This window comes from Rahnella aquatilis CIP 78.65 = ATCC 33071, from assembly GCF_000241955.1.
GTDB lineage: Bacteria > Pseudomonadota > Gammaproteobacteria > Enterobacterales > Enterobacteriaceae > Rahnella > Rahnella aquatilis.
In genome coordinates this window covers 3952408-3969609 of the sequence record NC_016818.1, presented here as the reverse complement: position 1 = coordinate 3969609, position 17202 = coordinate 3952408, and the positions used below count along the sequence as shown (strand labels likewise).

Genomic DNA, 17202 nt, shown 5'->3' with positions numbered 1-17202 from the left:
CCTCAATGTTTTAATTTATTGATTATCAGCGTCGATTATTTTCCGGAACAGATCCCGAAACAACTCATCGCGTTCAATAAACTGTATGACACGGACAGGATGGCGGCGGTTATCGAAACTCCAGCTAAAATTATCATTGATAAGCGGAGAGGCATGAAAGCGGGCAGTGAACCATTGGGGATCCAAAATATAACCCACAGCGGCGATATCCCAGATAACTTTACGCGAGGCAAAACCGATCCACGGACAGTTCGGGGCAATGTTGGCAATATATTTTCCGATGGTACTGGTGTTGGCGAAGTAATATTGTAATTCCGGCACGGAGGTGGCTAACGTATTGGCCACACCAAAGCAGGGTATATGAGTTAATGCCACGCCACTGTCGAACAATACCCGGCTCGCTGAAATGTCCTGCATCAGATTGAATTCATTATTATCTTTCCAGTCAAAACTATTCCCCCCTAACCAGGTGACGTGGATTTTATGGATGATTTCAGGCTCAAGGCTAAGCGCATTAGCAATATTGGTGGGGGAGGCGATACATAATACCTGCAATGTGCTTTCACAGCGTAATGCACGCTCAATTAAATCCTGTACTGCCGGAGAGGTTTCGGGGACAGGACGATTCTTCAGATAGTCAGTCGAACCTTTAAAAATGGCTGGCGTTTGAGTATGAGGAACTTTTTGTATCACCTTGTGCATCTCATCAAAACTGAGAGACATGCCTTGTTCGGCAGACTCGACATAAGTATGGGTATTTTCTTTACCAAAAAAGCTGTTGGTAAAAGGAGCCGCATACAGTGCCTGCAGATCAATTTTCTTCGGATGTAACATTGCCCAGGCAATCGCTATTTGATCGTCTATTTCATTGTAGGTGTCACTGTCAATCACTACCGGAATGGCGTTTCCCGTTGGCGGCTCCAGCAATTTCATTCTTTTACTTAATGTTAATTCAGGCCAGTTAACTATTTTCATTATTATGCTCCGTGCGTAGAAAATAAGAGGTTATATGTCCTCGTCATTGCTTTCGAAAGGCTTAATGACACTCAAGGGGGGGGCATGATTTAACTTTTTACCCGACGGACAGTTTACCGCTCACCCATCGGATAATTTTGGATTTTGTTCGCAAATCAGAAAGTAAAATATGACGAATACTTCAAATTCGGGAATAAAAATAAAGTGAAGACACCACAGAATGAAAGAATTGCTTCTTATCGTTTACATTCTGCGCCTTATATCCACATGTGTATCACAATCTGTTTAGAACATTCTTTCATCAGTTTTACCCCTGATTCACATAGGGTTAATTTTTATTCTGTCACCCTTTGCACCTGCTAAATGGACTTGCAGAAGGCCAGACATTGAGCATAATATGCGACGGTTATAATAATAATTATCGTTTACATTCCCATTACTCCTCCAGAGATTATGCAATGGTTTCTCAATGCTTGCTTTCAACCTCAGTCCGGCAAGGCGCATTCAGGCGCCGGACGTTAGCTTTAACCATTACCGCTGCGCTCGGGTCTGCCGCGTTTTATGCCGGTGCCGCCACCCCGGCTGCGGCTAAAGAAGACACCATTAACGTGACCAGCCAGGCAACAGCCGAAGCGGCACCGGAATCCGCATGGGGGCCAGCGGCCACCATCGCAGCAAAACACAGCGCTACCGGCACGAAAACCGACACGCCACTGGTGAAGACACCTCAATCTGTTTCTGTGGTCACCCGCGAAGAAATGGACATGAGGCAGCCTGTGACGGTGAAAGAAGCACTGGGTTATACGCCGGGTGTTTTCGCCAGTCGTGGCAGCTCTAACACCATTGACGCCATGGCCATCCGTGGCTTCACCTCTGTTAACACCAACCAGTATCTCGACGGCATCAAACTTCAGGGTGATAACTACTCTGAAGTGTCGATGGATCCGTACATGCTGGAGCGCGTTGAAGTCCTGCGCGGCCCGTCTTCCGTTCTGTACGGTAAGAGCAACCCCGGCGGCGTGGTCAGCATGGTCAGCAAACGCCCGACCACTGAACCGTTGAAAGAAGTGCAGTTCAAAATGGGTACAGATAACCTGTACCAGACCGGTTTTGATTTCAGCGATGCTATCGATGATGCCGGCGTCTATTCCTACCGCCTGACCGGCGTGGCGCGCAGCCAGGATGCGCAGCAGGAAATGGCGAAAGAGAAACGCTATTCAATCGCGCCGTCTTTCTCATGGCGTCCTGATGATAAAACGGATTTTACCTTCCTGAGCAATTTCCAGAACGATCCGGATGCCGGATTCTACGGATGGTTACCTCGTGAAGGGACCGTGGTGCCGTATTACGACGCTAACGGTAAAGCGCATAAGTTGCCGACAGATTTCAACGAAGGTGAAGCGGGTAACCGCATGTCCCGTACTCAGAAAATGGTCGGTTACAGCTTCGCCCATCAGTTTGATGATACCTGGACGGTTCGCCAGAACCTGCGTTACACCAAACTCGACACGGAATATAAATCAGTTTACGGCTTCGGTTACCTGGGTAACGGCAACATCACGCGCAGCTATGTTCAGTCCAAAGAGAAGCTGGCGAACTTTGATGTCGATACACAGGCTCAGGCTAAATTCGGTACCGGCGATGTCGATCATACCGTGCTGGTGGGTGTCGATTACATGCGTATGCGTAACGACATTAATGCCGATTACGGCAGCGCCAGTAATCTGAACCTGGCCAATCCGCAATACGGTAACGGCAATGTTTCGCTCTATTTCCCGTATAAGATCCTCAACCGTCAGGAACAAACCGGTCTGTACGCGCAGGATCAGGCGGAGTGGAACAGGTGGATCCTGACCCTCGGCGGCCGTTACGATTTCGCGAAAAGCTCAACCTATACCCGTACTACCAACAGCGCATCGCAGATCAACGACCAGCAGTTTACCTGGCGTGGCGGTCTGAACTACCTGTTCGACAACGGTGTTTCTCCGTACTTCAGCTACAGCGAATCCTTTGAACCGACCGCGGGTGCCAGCAAAGAAGGTAAGCCGTTCGATCCATCAATGGGTAAACAGTATGAAGCCGGGATCAAATACATCCCCAACGATCGTCCGGTCAGCCTGACGGCAGCGGTGTACCAGCTGACAAAAGACAAAAACCTGACAGCCAACCCGTCTGACGCCGCCTTTAGCGTTCAGTCCGGTGAAATCCGTTCGCGCGGTGTGGAGCTGGAAGCTAAAGCCGCGGTGAATGCCAACATCAACGTCACGGCGTCTTACACTTACACCGATGCAAAATATACGCATGACACTAATTTCGAAGGCAAACGCCCTGTCGAAGTCCCGGCAAATATGGCATCTCTGTGGGCGGATTACACCTTCCACGAAACTGCGCTTAGCGGCCTGACGCTCGGTTCTGGTGTGCGCTATGTGGGAGCAAGTTCGAGCTTCTACACCGCAAACGGCGTGAATGCATCCAGAGAGAATGAGGCATTCAATGTTTCCTCTTACACGCTGGTTGATGCGACGGTGAAATATGATCTCGCTCGCTTCGGCATGCCAGGTTCTTCTGTCGGTCTGAACATTAATAACTTGCTGGATCGTGAGTATGTTGCCAGCTGCTACCGCGATTACGCCTGTTACTGGGGTTCAGATCGTCAGGTGGTTGCAACCGCAACCTTCCGTTTTTAAGAGTCTTCGAATCGTCAGTATGTAAGCACGACAATCCGGGCACGCAGGTCGTGCCCGTTCCCTTTCCACTTACAGATGTCAACGTAGAAAATCTTATGCCTGATAACAACGTACATCCGTCTTCATCGCTGCCAGAAAGCGTCTTTCGCCTGCTGGATGTGAGTTTCACCGTCCCGGGACGCACGCTTCTCGCGCCATTATCGCTGAGCTTTCCGCAGGGAAAAGTGTGCGGCCTGATTGGTCACAATGGATCAGGAAAGTCGACGTTATTAAAAATGCTCGGGCGGCATCAGTCTGCGACATCCGGAACGATTTACCTCAATGAAACGCCGCTGGCGCAGTGGGACAGCAAAGCCTTTGCGCGTCAGGTGGCGTATCTGCCGCAGCAGCTTCCCGCCGCAGAAGGCATGACCGTGCAGGAACTGGTGTCGATTGGCCGCTATCCGTGGCACGGCGCACTGGGTCGTTTTAAACATCAGGACAAAGAAAAGGTCGAAGAAGCCATTGCGCTGGTCGGCCTCAAACCGTTTGCCCGCCGTCTGGTGGACAGCCTCTCCGGCGGCGAACGTCAGCGCGCCTGGCTGGCAATGATGGTGGCGCAGGACAGCCGTTGCCTGCTGCTCGATGAGCCGACCTCTGCGCTGGATATCGCCCATCAGAAAGACGTGCTGGCCTTGATCCAGCGTCTGAGCCGTGAAAAAGGCTTAACGGTGATCGCTGTGCTGCATGATCTGAATATGGCCGCGCGCTATTGCGATCAGTTGATGGCGTTGCGCGGCGGTGAAGTGATTGCCCAGGGCACACCGGAAGAGATGATGCGCGGCGACGTGCTGGAACAAATTTATGGCATTCCGATGGGGATCCTCCCGCATCCTGCGGGTGGCGCACCGGTGAGCTTCGTATACTGATATGTCTGATATTTCATCTATTTCCGGGATCACGCGCCGCCGTCTGTTGCAGATGATGGCGCTTTCCCCGTTGCTGACGTCGCTGCCTGCACTGTCTGCATCGCGTCCCGATCTCAGCCGCATTGTGACCCTTGAATGGTTGCCCACCGAGCTGCTGATCGCGCTCGGCGTGATGCCGCTGGCGATTGCCGATATTCGTAATTACAACATCTGGGTGGCTGAACCGCCGCTGGGACCGGGCGTGATTGACGTCGGTCAGCGCACCGAACCTAACATGGAACTTATCCAGCAACTGAATCCCTCGCTGTTGCTGATCACCACCGGTTATGGCCCGACCACCCGCCAGCTTGAAACTATCGCGCCGGTGCTGGATGTTAAAGCCAATGACGGTTCGGCAAAACCGCTCAATCTGGCCATCAGTTCCCTGCATAAACTGGCGGATCGCCTGGGGTTACAGGATCGCGCCGAAGCGCATTTGCAGCTTTATCGCAACACGCTCAAGCAAACCCGCGAACAACTGAAGCCGGTCGCGCATCAGCCGCTGCTGTTAATCACCTTCATTGATACGCGCCACGTTCTGGTGTTTGGCGTAGGCAGCATGTTCCATGAAGTGATGGGCGAACTCGGGCTGACCAACGCCTGGGTCGGGGAAGGCAGTTTCTGGGGCAGCGTATCGGTCGGCGTCGAGCGTCTGGCCAGCATTAAAAATGCCCGCGTATTGTGTTTTGAACATGACAACACCGATATGATGGATGCCGTGGCGAAAACGCCGCTGTGGAAATCCATGCCGTTCGTGCGGGCGAACCAGTTCAGCATCGTACCTGCCGTGTGGTATTACGGCGCCACCTTCAGCGCGATGAATTTCTGCGAGATGTTAACCCGCACCCTGAGGAAGCCGGTATGAACCGCCGTTCGCTCAGCGTTTCGCTGATTCTCCTGATACTGCTTGCGCTGGCCGCCGGTGCGCTCAGCCTATACAACCTGCATCAGCAACTGCCTTATGCGCAGTGGCGCGGCGCGTTGTGGCAGCCTGATATCGAAAATGTTCAGCAGATGCTTTTCCATTATAGCCTGCTGCCACGCGTTGCCGTGGCCTTGCTGGCGGGCGCAGGGCTGGGGCTGGTCGGTTTGCTGTTCCAGCAGGTTTTACGCAATCCGCTGGCGGAACCCGCGACGCTCGGCGTCTCGGCGGGTGCCCAGCTCGGCCTGACGGTTGCGACTTTATGGGCGCTGCCGGGCGGGATGATCACTCAGCAGTTTGCCGCCATGACCGGGGCGGTGGTGATTGGCGCACTGGTATTTGGTATCGCCTGGGGCAAACGCATGTCACCGGTCACGCTGATCCTCGCCGGTCTGGTACTCGGCTTATATTGCGGTGCGGTGAACGGCCTGATTGGCATCTTCAACTATCAGAACCTGCAAAGCCTGTACATGTGGAGCAGCGGGGCGCTGAACCAACAGGACTGGGATATCGCGAACTTCCTGCTGCCGCGCGTGATCATTGTCTGGCTGCTGGCATTTTTGTTGCAGCGCCCGATGACGTTGCTGGGGCTGGATGACGGCGTCGCCAAAAACCTCGGCCTCGGGCTGTCAGCGGCACGTCTGGCTGTTCTGACCCTGGCGATTCTGATGAGTGCGCAACTGGTTAATGCGGTGGGGATTATCGGCTTTATCGGTCTGTTTGCGCCATTACTGGCGAAAATGCTGGGTGCACGTCGTCTGACTGCCCGGCTGATCATTGCGCCGGTGATCGGTGCGCTGCTGTTGTGGCTTACCGATCAGGTGATGCAGTTTATCACGACCTTCTGGATGGAAATTCCGACCGGTGCCGCGACTGCGCTGGTGGGGGCACCGCTGCTGTTATGGCTGCTGCCGCGTCTGCGCAATAACATGACACCGCCGCCAATGGATCAGGGCGATCACGTGCCAGATGAACGTCAGCATCTGATGCGCTGGGTGTCGCTGGCGCTCGCCGTGCTGTTCCTCGGGTTGATGGTCGCGCTGATGGCCGGACGCAACGCCACCGGCTGGAGCTGGTCAACCGGTGCCGATTTACAGGCTCTGCTGCCATGGCGCTTACCGCGTGTTCTGGCGGCACTGGCGGCAGGTGTGATGCTGGCCTCATCCGGTGTGCTGATCCAGAAACTGACCGGTAATGCGATGGCCAGCCCGGAAGTGCTGGGGATCAGTTCTGGTGCCGCAACGGGCGTGGTGGTGATGATGTTTATCGTGCCGGGCGATGCCTTTGCATGGCTGCTGCCGGCGGGCAGTGCCGGTGCGGCGCTGACGCTGCTGGTGATTATGGTGGCCTCGGGGCTGCGCAGCTTCTCGGCGGAACGTATGTTGCTGACCGGTATTGCGCTCAGTACGGCCTTCACCACGCTGATGACGTTGCTGCTGGCGAGCGGCGATCCGCGCATGGGGGGTTTACTGACCTGGCTTTCCGGCTCGACTTATTCCGTTTCTGCGCAAGCGGCGTGGCGCACGCTGATTCTGGCCGGGGTGCTGATGGTGATGGTTCCCTTCTGCTGTCGCTGGATAAATATTTTGCCGCTGGGCAGCGTGACGGCGAAATCAGTCGGGCTGGCGCTGACGCCCACCCGCGTGGCGATTTTATTGCTGGCGGCGGTGATGACAGCGGCGGCAACGCTGACGGTCGGACCGCTGAGTTTTGTCGGGCTGATGGCACCCCATATGGCCCGCATGATGGGATTTCGCAGGGCGATGCCGCAGTGGATGGTCGCCAGCGTGCTTGGCGGCTTGCTGATGGTCTTTGCGGACTGGTGCGGGCGCATGATCATTTTCCCGGATCAAATCCCTGCCGGTTTGCTCGCGACCTTTATCGGCGCGCCATACTTTATTTATCTGCTGAGAAAGCAGGCACAGTAACAAAAAAGGGCGCTCTGGTGAGCGCCCTTTCACATTGTCAGTCCGGACTTAAAAGTTAACTTTCACGCCCACGGCTGCCTGATAATTGGTGTAATTTTTCTCACCAATATAAGAGCCAGCCTGTCCCCAAATCTGCATGTTTTTCGCGACTTTTCCGGTCAGACCTACCCGTAATCCATAGCGATTTTCCGGGGCATCATTGCTCACGGTGTCACCATTGAAGTCCAGGGAGTCAACGTACTGACCCTTTTCCCAGTTCGCTTCCACATAAGGTGTCAGTGCATTACTGTCATTGACGTTACGATTTGATAAACGAACCCCAGCCCGGCTTAGCAGTGAATCATCACTGCCGCCGGTAATGCGGCTGCCGTTGGTTTCGGTATGATTTTCACTGTCATAACGGTTGTAGACAGCCTGCACCTGAGGCTCAACCGTCCATTCACGGGTTGCGGACTGGCCGAAAGCCAGCAGATAGCCCGTTTCCACTGAAGCCTGCACGCCCTGGCTGCGGTATTTCTCTGGGTCCAGGCCATCGCCTTGTACGCTGTTGTCATACCATCCGTATTGCGCCCAGCTGTCGACATACCATCCTTTCTGATTTTTCACGTCCTGATACCAGGTAGCATAGCCTCCGATGCTGTACCCGTTGACCTTACCCGTTGCTCTGTAATGATCACCGTCAGCATGAGATTTGGTTCTGCTGTCACCGATGCCTGCCATGATCCCCAACTGGTACTGACCGCCATTCACCGTGTCCTGAGTCAGGAGGCTGGTGCCTAATTGCAGGGCAGTACTGTTTGTATCAAGCGATAACTCACCGTCGGCAGCATTGAGCTGAGTCGCGTCACTGTGGAGCAGTACCCAGGCTTGTTCATCTTCACTCTTTTGTGCGCTGTCCCGGTCATGCAGTTGTAAAGTAAACATCCGCTGTGCCGCCAGTTGGTTACCGAGATACGCGCCGGTTTCAGGGCGGTAAAGCGATGGTTCGGGAACAGGGTCCGGTGTCGGGTCGGGAACAGGAGCCGGTGTCGGGTCGGGAACTGGGTCCGGTGTCGGCTCCGGTTCAGGAGTAGGTTCTGGATCGGGTGTCGGAGTCGGGCTTGTTGCCGAGCTCAGGTACCAGCTGCCATCATTTTCATTTTGAAATAAATTGTATTCATAAGCCCCGGCAACCGCGCGGTTTCCCAGCGAGAACTGCCCGGCAGAAGTGCCATCAACGCTTATCACCTCCATGCCTTGCAGGGTTTCCGCCCCCATTCCACCGATATTATTGACGGTCAGGGAGGATTGCCCGTAGCTGTTACCCTGAATCACCAGTTTATCGGTCAGTGAATCATCGCCACCCAGTTCGCTGTTGATAACAACGGTTCCGTTATCCCCCGTATAGTCACCTGTAATGACATAGGTATTACCGGTTTGCCCACCGCCCAGCACTAATGAACCGCTGTTTGACATATTTCCTTGCAAAGTTGTTGTGCCTGCCGCCTCTGACTCTTCGCCGGTGAGGGCATTATAAGCCATCACTGTACCGCTGTTATTAATGTCTCCGGTGACACTTCCCTGGGACGCAAACCAGGCACCTTGGGCGACATTAATTTCCGGCGTGGTGAGGGAACCGGTAGCGTCGACCAACATTCCGCCGCCCGTATTAATTTGGGTATTTCCCGCCGAGGTGACATTACCACTCAGTGTCAGCTTACCGCTGTTAACTAACAATGTTGATTCATCGCTGCCGGTAAGGTTGATATCGCCGGACAGAGTCCAGTCAGTGCCGTCCATCGTCAGCGTTTTGAAACCCGTACTGGCTGAAGCACCTGTAAAATTGGCATCTTCAGTGCCGGTTTCATAAAGCACCAGCGTATTGGTGTCCGCAGTGCTGCTGATAACATCCCCATTGAGCGCGGAGCCGGTGCTAAGTGCCAGTGAATTGCTGCCAGTGCCTGCGTAGTCAATCGCCCCCCCAGCCCCTGATATCGTGCCGTAATTAACAATGTCGAAGCTGGCGGTATCAGAAATTACGATGCCTGAACCCTGCGCAGAACTGATCGTTCCTCCAGCCTGATTGATGATGGTTCCGGCAGAGTTTCCCCTTCCCAACACGCCATCTACATTCCCGCTAATCGTGCCTGAATTCAGCATCCGGCTTTGCGGATCTCCTGCCTGACTGGAATTGAACACAACCCCGTAGCCAGTGCTATCAACTATGCCCGTTTCGTTGCCGTTATAGTTGCCACCACTGGTGAAATACACACCGGTACGGGTTGAAGTAGGATTCGATGCTTTAATAACACCGCTATTATTCACGGTAGAAAAATCTGACAGGAAAATACCATCGGATTGTGACTCGATATAACCGGAAGTTCCGTTATTAACGGTGCCATTTCCCTGGATATTAACACCAGCATCCTTCCCACTTAATTCTGTGCCGGTCGAGATTATATTTGCATTGTTATTAAGGGTGACATTTCCTCCGTAAAAGGCAACGCCACTCACTCCTGATATTACAGGCACTACTCCTGAATCGTTTGCATTTATATCTAAGGTATTTCCGTCGCCACTAACAGTTATCCCAACGCCAGTGGCGTCGCTAACATTTTCATCAACTGTAAATGTCTGATCTGTACCACTGAATGGGGCTGTAGACAGCGACGATGTGTTTTGAGGGAAGGACGAAGCCATTGCAGCAGGAACACCCCCTCCGGCGAGAAAAATGGGCAGTGCAGTATAAAAAGCAATTATGACTAAAGAAAATCGGGATTTCGTCAGAATAGCGGTATTGCACTCCGAAAGCAGATTGTTGTTAAATTCCATTAAAAAAAATTCCTTTTTGATATTCATAATGATTGATGAAAGCAATAGGAATTATAATTTTTATGGCGTTCTAAATAAAATAAATTAATTATATGTAATGAGGGGGAATTATATCCCCCGCAAATATGAAAGGCGTTTTTATTTTTTAATCTTTGCAAAGCAACGACGTGCGGCATCAATCGTGCGCTGAATATCTTCCTGCGTATGCGCCAGAGACATAAAGCCTGCTTCGAACGCCGAAGGCGCCAGATAAACGCCTTCTTCCAGCATCAGATGGAAGAACTTCCTGAAACGCTCAACGTCACATTTCATCACGTCCTGATAGCAGGTGACGGTTTGTGCATCGGTGAAGAACAGCCCGAACATGCCGCCGACGTGGTTCACCACGAAGGGAATATTTTCTTTCTGTGCCGCGTCCAGCAAGCCTTCGGCCAGTTGGGTGGTGCGTTCGGTCAGGGTCTGATGAACGCCCGGTTGTGCGACCTGCGTCAGGCAGGCAATACCGGCTGCCATGGCAATCGGGTTACCGGAAAGTGTACCCGCCTGATAGACCGGACCGGTCGGTGCCAGCGCTTCCATCACATCGCGGCGACCACCAAAGGCGCCCACCGGCATCCCGCCGCCGATGATTTTGCCCAGGCAGGTCAGATCCGGCGTGACGTCGTAGTACTCCTGAGCACCGCCCAGCGCCACACGGAAACCGGTCATGACTTCGTCGATGATCAACAGTGCGCCAAATTCATCACAAATCTTGCGCAGACCCGGCAGGAATTCCGGCAGTGGCGGCACACAGTTCATGTTGCCAGCGACCGGCTCAACGATGATACAGGCGATATCGTCAGGGAATTGTTCGAACGCCGCGCGGACAGAATCCAGATCATTATAGGTACAGGTCAGCGTGTGTTTGGCGAAATCAGCCGGTACGCCCGGAGAGTTTGGCTGCCCGAGGGTCAGTGCGCCTGAACCGGCTTTCACCAGCAGGCAGTCGGCATGGCCGTGATAGCAGCCTTCGAATTTGACGATTTTATCGCGATGGGTGAAACCACGCGCCAGACGAATTGCGCTCATCGTCGCTTCGGTGCCGGAGTTCACCATGCGCACCATGTCCATGCTGGGTACCAGACCGGTCACCAGTTCGGCCATTCTGACTTCCATCTCGGTCGGCGCACCAAAGCTCAGGCCGCGCTCAGCCGCTTCAATCACCGCATTGCGGATTTCGGCGTTGTTATGGCCAAGCACCATCGGCCCCCATGAACCCACGTAGTCGATGTAGGCTTTACCATCGGCATCAAACAGGAAAGCGCCGTCAGCGCGCGCGATGAATAAGGGGACGCCGCCAACGCCGGAGAAGGCACGTACCGGCGAGTTAACACCGCCCGGGATTAGCGCTTGCGCCTGCGTGAACAGACTTTCTGACTTACTCATTATTCGGCTCCTGAATTGCTGGGGTAATATGTCATGGAAAGATTAACGCGCCCATTCTAGTGAACTGAGCGGCGTTATCAAACCGTAAACCGTGCGGCATTTTGTTGCAGATCCTGTCAGGACGGTAATTTGTATGATTAAATCCACTCATCTTCCATAACCTTTTCTGTATTTCACTTTGCGTGATGAATGAATCAGACACTGAAATTTTAGCGGATGCGCCCGTGCGCGGCCCGCGCAAACGTAGCGAAATCCTGCGCCTTGTACTGCGTCGCGATAAAACGCCGGTCACCATTTTGCTTGTCGCCGCCGTGGTTGGCACGGTCGCCGGTTTACTCGGCGTGGCATTCGAAAAAGCGGTGAACCGGGTGATGGCGGTCCGGCTTTCCGGGCTGGGCGTCTTCAGTGATTACTGGATCCTGCTGTGGCCGCTGACGTTTGTGTTTTCCGCCGCGCTGGCGATGGTCGGCTATTATCTGGTCCGGCGTTATGCGCCTGAAGCGGGCGGTTCAGGTATTCCTGAAATCGAAGGCGCGCTGGAGGAACTACGGCCGGTGCGCTGGTGGCGCGTGATCCCGGTGAAATTCTTTGGCGGCATGGGCACGCTCGGCGCGGGTATGGTGCTGGGAAGGGAAGGGCCAACGGTGCAGATGGGCGCGAATGTCGGGAAAATGATGGTCGATATTTTCCGGCTGCGCAGCGCGGAGGCGCGGCATTCGTTACTGGCAACCGGTGCGGCGGCCGGGCTTTCTGCGGCATTTAACGCGCCGCTGGCCGGTATCCTGTTCATTCTCGAAGAGATGCGACTGCAGTTCCGTTACAGCCTGATTTCGATAAAAGCCGTGTTTATCGGCGTGATCATGTCGAGCATTGTTTTCCGTATTTTCAACGGCGACGGCGCGGTGATTGAAGTCGGCAGGCTGGCGAGTGCGCCGCTCAATACGCTGTGGTTGTATCTCGTCTTAGGCATGGTCTTTGGTGTGGTCGGCGTCAGTTTCAATGCGCTGATTTTCCGCACGCAGGATATGTTTGCCCGCGTGCATGGCGGAAATCTGCGAAAAATCCTGCTTATCGGCGGCATGTTGGGAGGATTCTGCGGCCTGCTCGGGCTGGTGCATCAGGAAGTCACCGGCGGTGGATTTGCGCTGATCCCGCTGGCGGCGGCAGGAAAATACAGCCTGATGATGTTGCTGGTGATCTTTGTTGTCCGCGTGGTGACTACGCTGCTGTGCTTTGCCTCCGGCGCACCGGGCGGGATTTTTGCCCCGATGCTGGCGCTGGGCACGTTGCTCGGCACAGCATTTGGCACGGCGGCACTGGCGTGGTTCCCGCAATACGGCATTCAGCCTGCCACCTTTGCCATCGCCGGAATGGGCGCGTTATTTGCCGCCAGCGTGCGTGCACCGCTGACCGGCATCGTGCTGGTGCTGGAGATGACCGATAATTATCAGCTGATTTTACCGATGATCATTACCTGTCTGGGCGCGACCCTGCTGGCGCAGTTTTTGGGCGGTAAACCCTTGTATTCCGCCATATTGACCCGCACCTTACAGAAGCAGGAACGTGAGAATGCCGAAAAAGCGCAGGACGGTTTCGTCGCCGAAGGCACCAATAAGCAGGACAGCGCAGCCAAAAATGCCCATACTTGAAGCATTAACTCAGGTATAAGATAATGAGTATATTATTCAGACAGTCAATCCGGCGGCCTGAACAAATGCGGATTGGGAGTGAGAAATTATGAGTGAAGCATTGTTGAATGAAACAACCGCGTTGCCGTTACAGTTTACTGAGGCCGCGGCGCGCAAGGTGAAAAACCTGATTTCCGATGAAGAAAACCCGAACCTGAAACTGCGCGTGTATATCACCGGCGGCGGTTGCAGCGGTTTCCAGTACGGTTTCACCTTTGACGACAAAATTAATGATGGCGACATGACCATCGAAAAAGCCGGTGTGGCGCTGGTGGTTGACCCGATGAGCCTGCAATATCTGGTCGGCGGTTCGGTGGATTACACCGAAGGTCTGGAAGGTTCACGTTTTGTGGTGACCAACCCGAATGCCAAAACGACGTGCGGCTGTGGTTCTTCCTTTAGTATCTAAATATCCGTCTTAAAGAAAAAGCCCGTTTGCTATGCAGACGGGCTTTTTTATTTTTGATTAATCGGCGGATGAAAAGGGTGCTCAGGTAAGTAAGCATTCACCCTTCAGGCAGGGCGGCAAGCTGCGGACAAAGTTGTTGTGCAGCCAGGAGAATGCGCGGCCCGGCCCGGCTGAACCAGTCGGGATCCAGTGCGATAACCTGCGCGCTGAGCATGGAGCGCCAGTAATCCTCGATCACCTGTTTTTGTGATTTTCCGCCTGATATCACAATAACCTGAGGATGACGGCTTAAAACCTGTTCCCGGCTGACCTGAGGCCAGGGCACACGGCTGTCGGCGAAAATATTTTTACCCCCGCAGACGTTAAGCACTTCGCTTTGCATGGTGGTCGCGGCGGCGGTAAACAGTGGCTGGGTGCCGAACTGAATAAAGGCAGAAACGGGCTTTTGGCGATGATATTTCAGCTTCAGCGCCTGCCATTGCTGACGAAAATCAGCAGCAGCGCGTTTTGCGTTTTCCGCAGATGGGCTGTACACCGCAAGCTGTTCCAGCGCCTGCGCCACCTGTTCCGCATTTTGCGGATCAAGATAGATAACGGGGATGCCGAGCGAAATCAGCTGATCCAGCGGACGTTGCGGGGTGCCGCCCCGCCAGGCGAGCACTAAGTCAGGTTTCAGCGTCACAATACGTTCGACGTTGATCCCCTGCCAGTTCGCCACCTGTTCGAGCTTGCTGGCTTGCGGCGGATAATCGGAGTAAGCACTAACTCCGATTATCCGATCACCCAGACCGGCGGCAAATGCCAGTTCTGTCAGATTGGGTGCCAGACTGATCACCCGTTGCGCCGGTGCCGCAGTCGCCGCCACAGGCAGCAGCAGGCACATCAGTATGAGACAGAACCGGTGCATCATTATTCTTCAAAAGCCGCCAGTGCTGTCAGCATCGCATCCACCATCAGGGTGGATTGCTGTGCGGCGACAACCAGGAATTCTTCAAAGCTCAGGTGAGATTCACCATCAGCGACGTCAGAAATGGCGCGAACGACCACAAACGGTGTCCCGAACAGGTGGCAAACGTGACCGATAGCCGCGGCTTCCATTTCGACAGCCGCCACGGTCGGGAAGGTTGCGCGGATACGTGCCAGAGGCGCTGCGCCATTGATGAACGCGTCACCGCTGCAAACCAGACCGCGTACGGCGTTCAGGTTCAGTTCACGGATGCAGTTTTCTGCCAGTTCAATCAGCGCCGGATCAGCGGTGAACGCAGGCGGACAACCGGCCATCTGGCCCGGTTCATAGCCAAACGCGGTGACGTCAGCATCGTGATAACGCACTTCATCAGACACGACGATATCACCGACTTTCAGGGTCTTCGCCAGACCGCCAGCGGAACCGGTGTTGATCACCACATCAGGACGGCAATGTTCCAGCAGCAGTGTGGTACCCATGGCCGCAGACACTTTACCAATGCCGGATTTCAGCAGCGCCACGTCCACGCCATTTAACTGGCCGGTATAGATTTCGCAGCCTGCGCGTTCGATAGTCTTACGGTTGATAATCTTGTCGCGCAGCAGGGTCACTTCCTGCTCCATTGCACCGATAATGCCTACTTTCATATGAATACTCGCAGATGTGGTTGGAATGAGCCGCAGCCTGTGCGGAATTGACGGTTTAATCACGAAAACAATGTGCGATAGTCTATCATGGCTAAAGGTAAGAAATAATCCGTTTGGGATGCAGGTTGTTAATGCAAAAAGCGCATCGGCCTGGTGTGTGAGTGGCTGAAAAGGTGGGAAATCATGTCCGGGATCGATTTTAAAGCGAAATTCAATTTTCAGCGTCCTTTCAGCGCCCCGATCGAGGCACGCGATGCTTATGACGTCGTTCGTCAGTTCGAAAGCGATCGCGGGCGCATTATCAACTCGGCTGCCATCCGCCGCCTGCAACAAAAGACACAGGTTTTTCCGCTGGAGAAAAACGCCGCCGTTCGTAGCCGCCTGACGCACTCCCTTGAAGTTCAGCAGGTCGGGCGTCACATTGCTAAAGAGATTCTGCATCGCCTGCGCTGGCAGGAAAAGCTGGAATCTTACGGGCTGGACGAGGTGACCGACCCCTTTGAAAGTGTGGTCGAAATGGCATGCCTGATGCACGACATCGGCAATCCGCCGTTCGGCCATTTTGGTGAATCCGCCATTAACAACTGGTTCGCCAGGCGGATGGATACCGCCGGTTGTGGCGAAACGCCGCAGGAAACTGATGCCTGTCTGGTCACCTGTTTGCGCCTGACGCCAGGCGACGCTGAACTGAACCAGTTGCGCAGTAAAATCCGCTACGACCTGTCTAATTTTGAAGGCAATGCGCAGGCCATCCGGCTGGTATTCACCTTACTGAAACTCAATCTCACTTACAGTCAGACCGCCTGCATTCTGAAATATACCCGCCCTGCGTATTCAATGACCAAACTGCCTTCGCATGATTACCTGATGAAAAAACCGGGTTTTTATCTGGCGGAAGAGCCGTTCATCAAAAAACTGCGCAGCGAACTTGGGTTGGGTGAATTTAACCGCTTTCCGCTTACCTACATTATGGAGGCGGCCGATGATATTTCTTACTGCATTGCTGATCTGGAAGATGCGGTTGAGAAAAGTATTTTCAGCGTTGAACAGCTTTATAATTATCTGTGTCGTGAGTGGGGAGCGATAGAGAAAAACGACTTCTTCGATAAAGTGGTTCGCACTGCTTACGAGAAAATGGATAAAGCGAAAACGTTCCGTAATCCGGTGGATTACTTCTTTATGGAGCTGCGCGTTCAGACGGTGAAACAACTGGTGCCGCATGCTGCCCGCCGGTTCATTGATAATATAGAAGATATTTATCAGGGCACCTTTAATCATGCGTTGCTGGAAGATGACAGCCAGGCCAACCGGTTGTTAGAGATTTATAAAGCAGTGGCCTTCAAACAGGTATTCAATCATCCCGAAGTGGAGGAGCTGGAATTACAAGGCTATCGGGTGATCAGCGGATTACTCGATATTTACAGCCCGTTGCTGGATATGCCGCTTACAGATTTTAATCAGCTGGTTCAGGAAGATACGCACAGGAAATATCCTATTGAAACCCGTCTGCTGCATAAGGTTTCTGCCAAACATCGTCTGGCTTACAACAATGCCGTAGCGGCGCTGGAAGGATTACCGGTCGCGGAACATGCCGCACAGGAGTTTTATTATCGTGCGCGAATGATTCAGGATTATATCAGCGGAATGACCGACCTTTATGCCTACGACGAATATCGCAGGCTGATGGCCGCTGAATAGTTTACCCGTAATACGAATTAGTCAGGCTAACGTTAAGGATTAAATTGAACTCTCTTTAATTTTCTTTACGGAACTGTCTGAAAAATCGCCATTTGTAA

General features: G+C 53.5%; 12 protein-coding genes. 7 read left to right on the top strand and 5 right to left on the bottom strand.

The genetic code is table 11. From position 1 onward, the window contains the following. Positions 1-15: 15 nt before the first annotated feature. Entirely contained in the window at positions 16-975 is a 960-nt protein-coding gene (locus tag RAHAQ2_RS18005) for a nucleoside hydrolase (protein ID WP_015698598.1), read from the bottom strand. A gap of 458 nt (positions 976-1433) precedes the next feature. Between RAHAQ2_RS18005 and fhuA the strand changes: the two genes are divergently transcribed. From fhuA to fhuB, 4 genes are all read left to right on the top strand, one after another. After that, positions 1434-3662, top strand: a complete 2229-nt coding sequence (gene fhuA / locus RAHAQ2_RS18000) for a ferrichrome porin FhuA (RefSeq protein WP_015698597.1) — start codon at positions 1434-1436, stop codon at positions 3660-3662. A gap of 95 nt (positions 3663-3757) precedes the next feature. Beyond that, positions 3758-4570 carry a Fe3+-hydroxamate ABC transporter ATP-binding protein FhuC gene (gene fhuC / locus RAHAQ2_RS17995; RefSeq protein ID WP_015698596.1) on the top strand — a complete coding sequence of 271 codons (813 nt, stop codon included), beginning with the start codon at positions 3758-3760 and terminating at the stop codon, positions 4568-4570. 1 nt (position 4571) lies between these two features. Further along, complete coding sequence (fhuD, locus tag RAHAQ2_RS17990; protein ID WP_015698595.1) at positions 4572-5474, top strand: Fe(3+)-hydroxamate ABC transporter substrate-binding protein FhuD; 903 nt, start codon at positions 4572-4574, stop codon at positions 5472-5474. After that, the gene (fhuB, locus tag RAHAQ2_RS17985; RefSeq protein ID WP_015698594.1) at positions 5471-7459 is read left to right on the top strand and encodes a Fe(3+)-hydroxamate ABC transporter permease FhuB; all 1989 of its coding nucleotides are present in this window, start codon (positions 5471-5473) and stop codon (positions 7457-7459) included. The genes fhuD and fhuB overlap by 4 nt, the downstream gene beginning before the upstream one ends. Before the next feature lie 48 nt (positions 7460-7507). Here fhuB and RAHAQ2_RS17980 read toward each other — a convergent pair whose 3' ends face one another. After that, a complete protein-coding gene (locus tag RAHAQ2_RS17980; protein WP_015698593.1) occupies positions 7508-10270 on the bottom strand; it encodes an autotransporter family protein in 2763 nt (920 codons plus the stop codon). Positions 10271-10408: 138 nt separating this feature from the next. After that, the gene (gene hemL / locus RAHAQ2_RS17975; protein ID WP_015698592.1) at positions 10409-11695 is read right to left on the bottom strand and encodes a glutamate-1-semialdehyde 2,1-aminomutase; all 1287 of its coding nucleotides are present in this window, start codon (positions 11693-11695) and stop codon (positions 10409-10411) included. 185 nt (positions 11696-11880) lie between these two features. Here hemL and clcA point away from each other — a divergent pair, with 185 nt between their 5' ends. Together clcA and erpA are read left to right on the top strand one after the other, a co-directional pair. Then, positions 11881-13344, top strand: a complete 1464-nt coding sequence (clcA, locus tag RAHAQ2_RS17970) for a H(+)/Cl(-) exchange transporter ClcA (RefSeq protein ID WP_015698591.1) — start codon at positions 11881-11883, stop codon at positions 13342-13344. Positions 13345-13432: 88 nt separating this feature from the next. Next, positions 13433-13792, top strand: a complete 360-nt coding sequence (gene erpA, locus RAHAQ2_RS17965; protein ID WP_013576932.1) for an iron-sulfur cluster insertion protein ErpA — start codon at positions 13433-13435, stop codon at positions 13790-13792. Positions 13793-13889: 97 nt separating this feature from the next. On the opposite strand, the gene btuF is transcribed toward erpA, so the two are convergent. Both btuF and mtnN read right to left on the bottom strand, forming a co-directional pair. Further along, positions 13890-14702, bottom strand: a complete 813-nt coding sequence (btuF, locus tag RAHAQ2_RS17960; RefSeq protein ID WP_015698590.1) for a vitamin B12 ABC transporter substrate-binding protein BtuF — start codon at positions 14700-14702, stop codon at positions 13890-13892. Next, a complete protein-coding gene (mtnN, locus tag RAHAQ2_RS17955) occupies positions 14702-15406 on the bottom strand; it encodes a 5'-methylthioadenosine/S-adenosylhomocysteine nucleosidase (protein WP_015698589.1) in 705 nt (234 codons plus the stop codon). Before mtnN ends, btuF begins: the two co-directional genes overlap by 1 nt. 183 nt (positions 15407-15589) lie before the next feature. On the opposite strand from mtnN, the gene dgt reads away from it, so the two are divergent. Next, positions 15590-17104 (top strand): dGTPase, encoded by a 1515-nt coding sequence (dgt, locus tag RAHAQ2_RS17950; RefSeq protein ID WP_015698588.1) that lies wholly within the window; start codon positions 15590-15592, stop codon positions 17102-17104. The last annotated feature ends 98 nt before the right edge of the window (positions 17105-17202 follow it).

Coding starts and splice junctions, on each gene's coding strand:
- fhuB (WP_015698594.1), top strand. CDS start 5,471: ATGAACCGCCGTTCGCTCAGCGTTTCGCTGATTCTCCTGATACTGCTT.
- hemL (WP_015698592.1), bottom strand. CDS start 11,695: ATGAGTAAGTCAGAAAGTCTGTTCACGCAGGCGCAAGCGCTAATCCCG.
- btuF (WP_015698590.1), bottom strand. CDS start 14,702: ATGATGCACCGGTTCTGTCTCATACTGATGTGCCTGCTGCTGCCTGTG.
- dgt (WP_015698588.1), top strand. CDS start 15,590: ATGTCCGGGATCGATTTTAAAGCGAAATTCAATTTTCAGCGTCCTTTC.
- fhuC (WP_015698596.1), top strand. CDS start 3,758: ATGCCTGATAACAACGTACATCCGTCTTCATCGCTGCCAGAAAGCGTC.
- RAHAQ2_RS18005 (WP_015698598.1), bottom strand. CDS start 975: ATGAAAATAGTTAACTGGCCTGAATTAACATTAAGTAAAAGAATGAAA.
- mtnN (WP_015698589.1), bottom strand. CDS start 15,406: ATGAAAGTAGGCATTATCGGTGCAATGGAGCAGGAAGTGACCCTGCTG.
- clcA (WP_015698591.1), top strand. CDS start 11,881: ATGAATGAATCAGACACTGAAATTTTAGCGGATGCGCCCGTGCGCGGC.
- fhuA (WP_015698597.1), top strand. CDS start 1,434: ATGGTTTCTCAATGCTTGCTTTCAACCTCAGTCCGGCAAGGCGCATTC.
- erpA (WP_013576932.1), top strand. CDS start 13,433: ATGAGTGAAGCATTGTTGAATGAAACAACCGCGTTGCCGTTACAGTTT.
- RAHAQ2_RS17980 (WP_015698593.1), bottom strand. CDS start 10,270: ATGGAATTTAACAACAATCTGCTTTCGGAGTGCAATACCGCTATTCTG.
- fhuD (WP_015698595.1), top strand. CDS start 4,572: ATGTCTGATATTTCATCTATTTCCGGGATCACGCGCCGCCGTCTGTTG.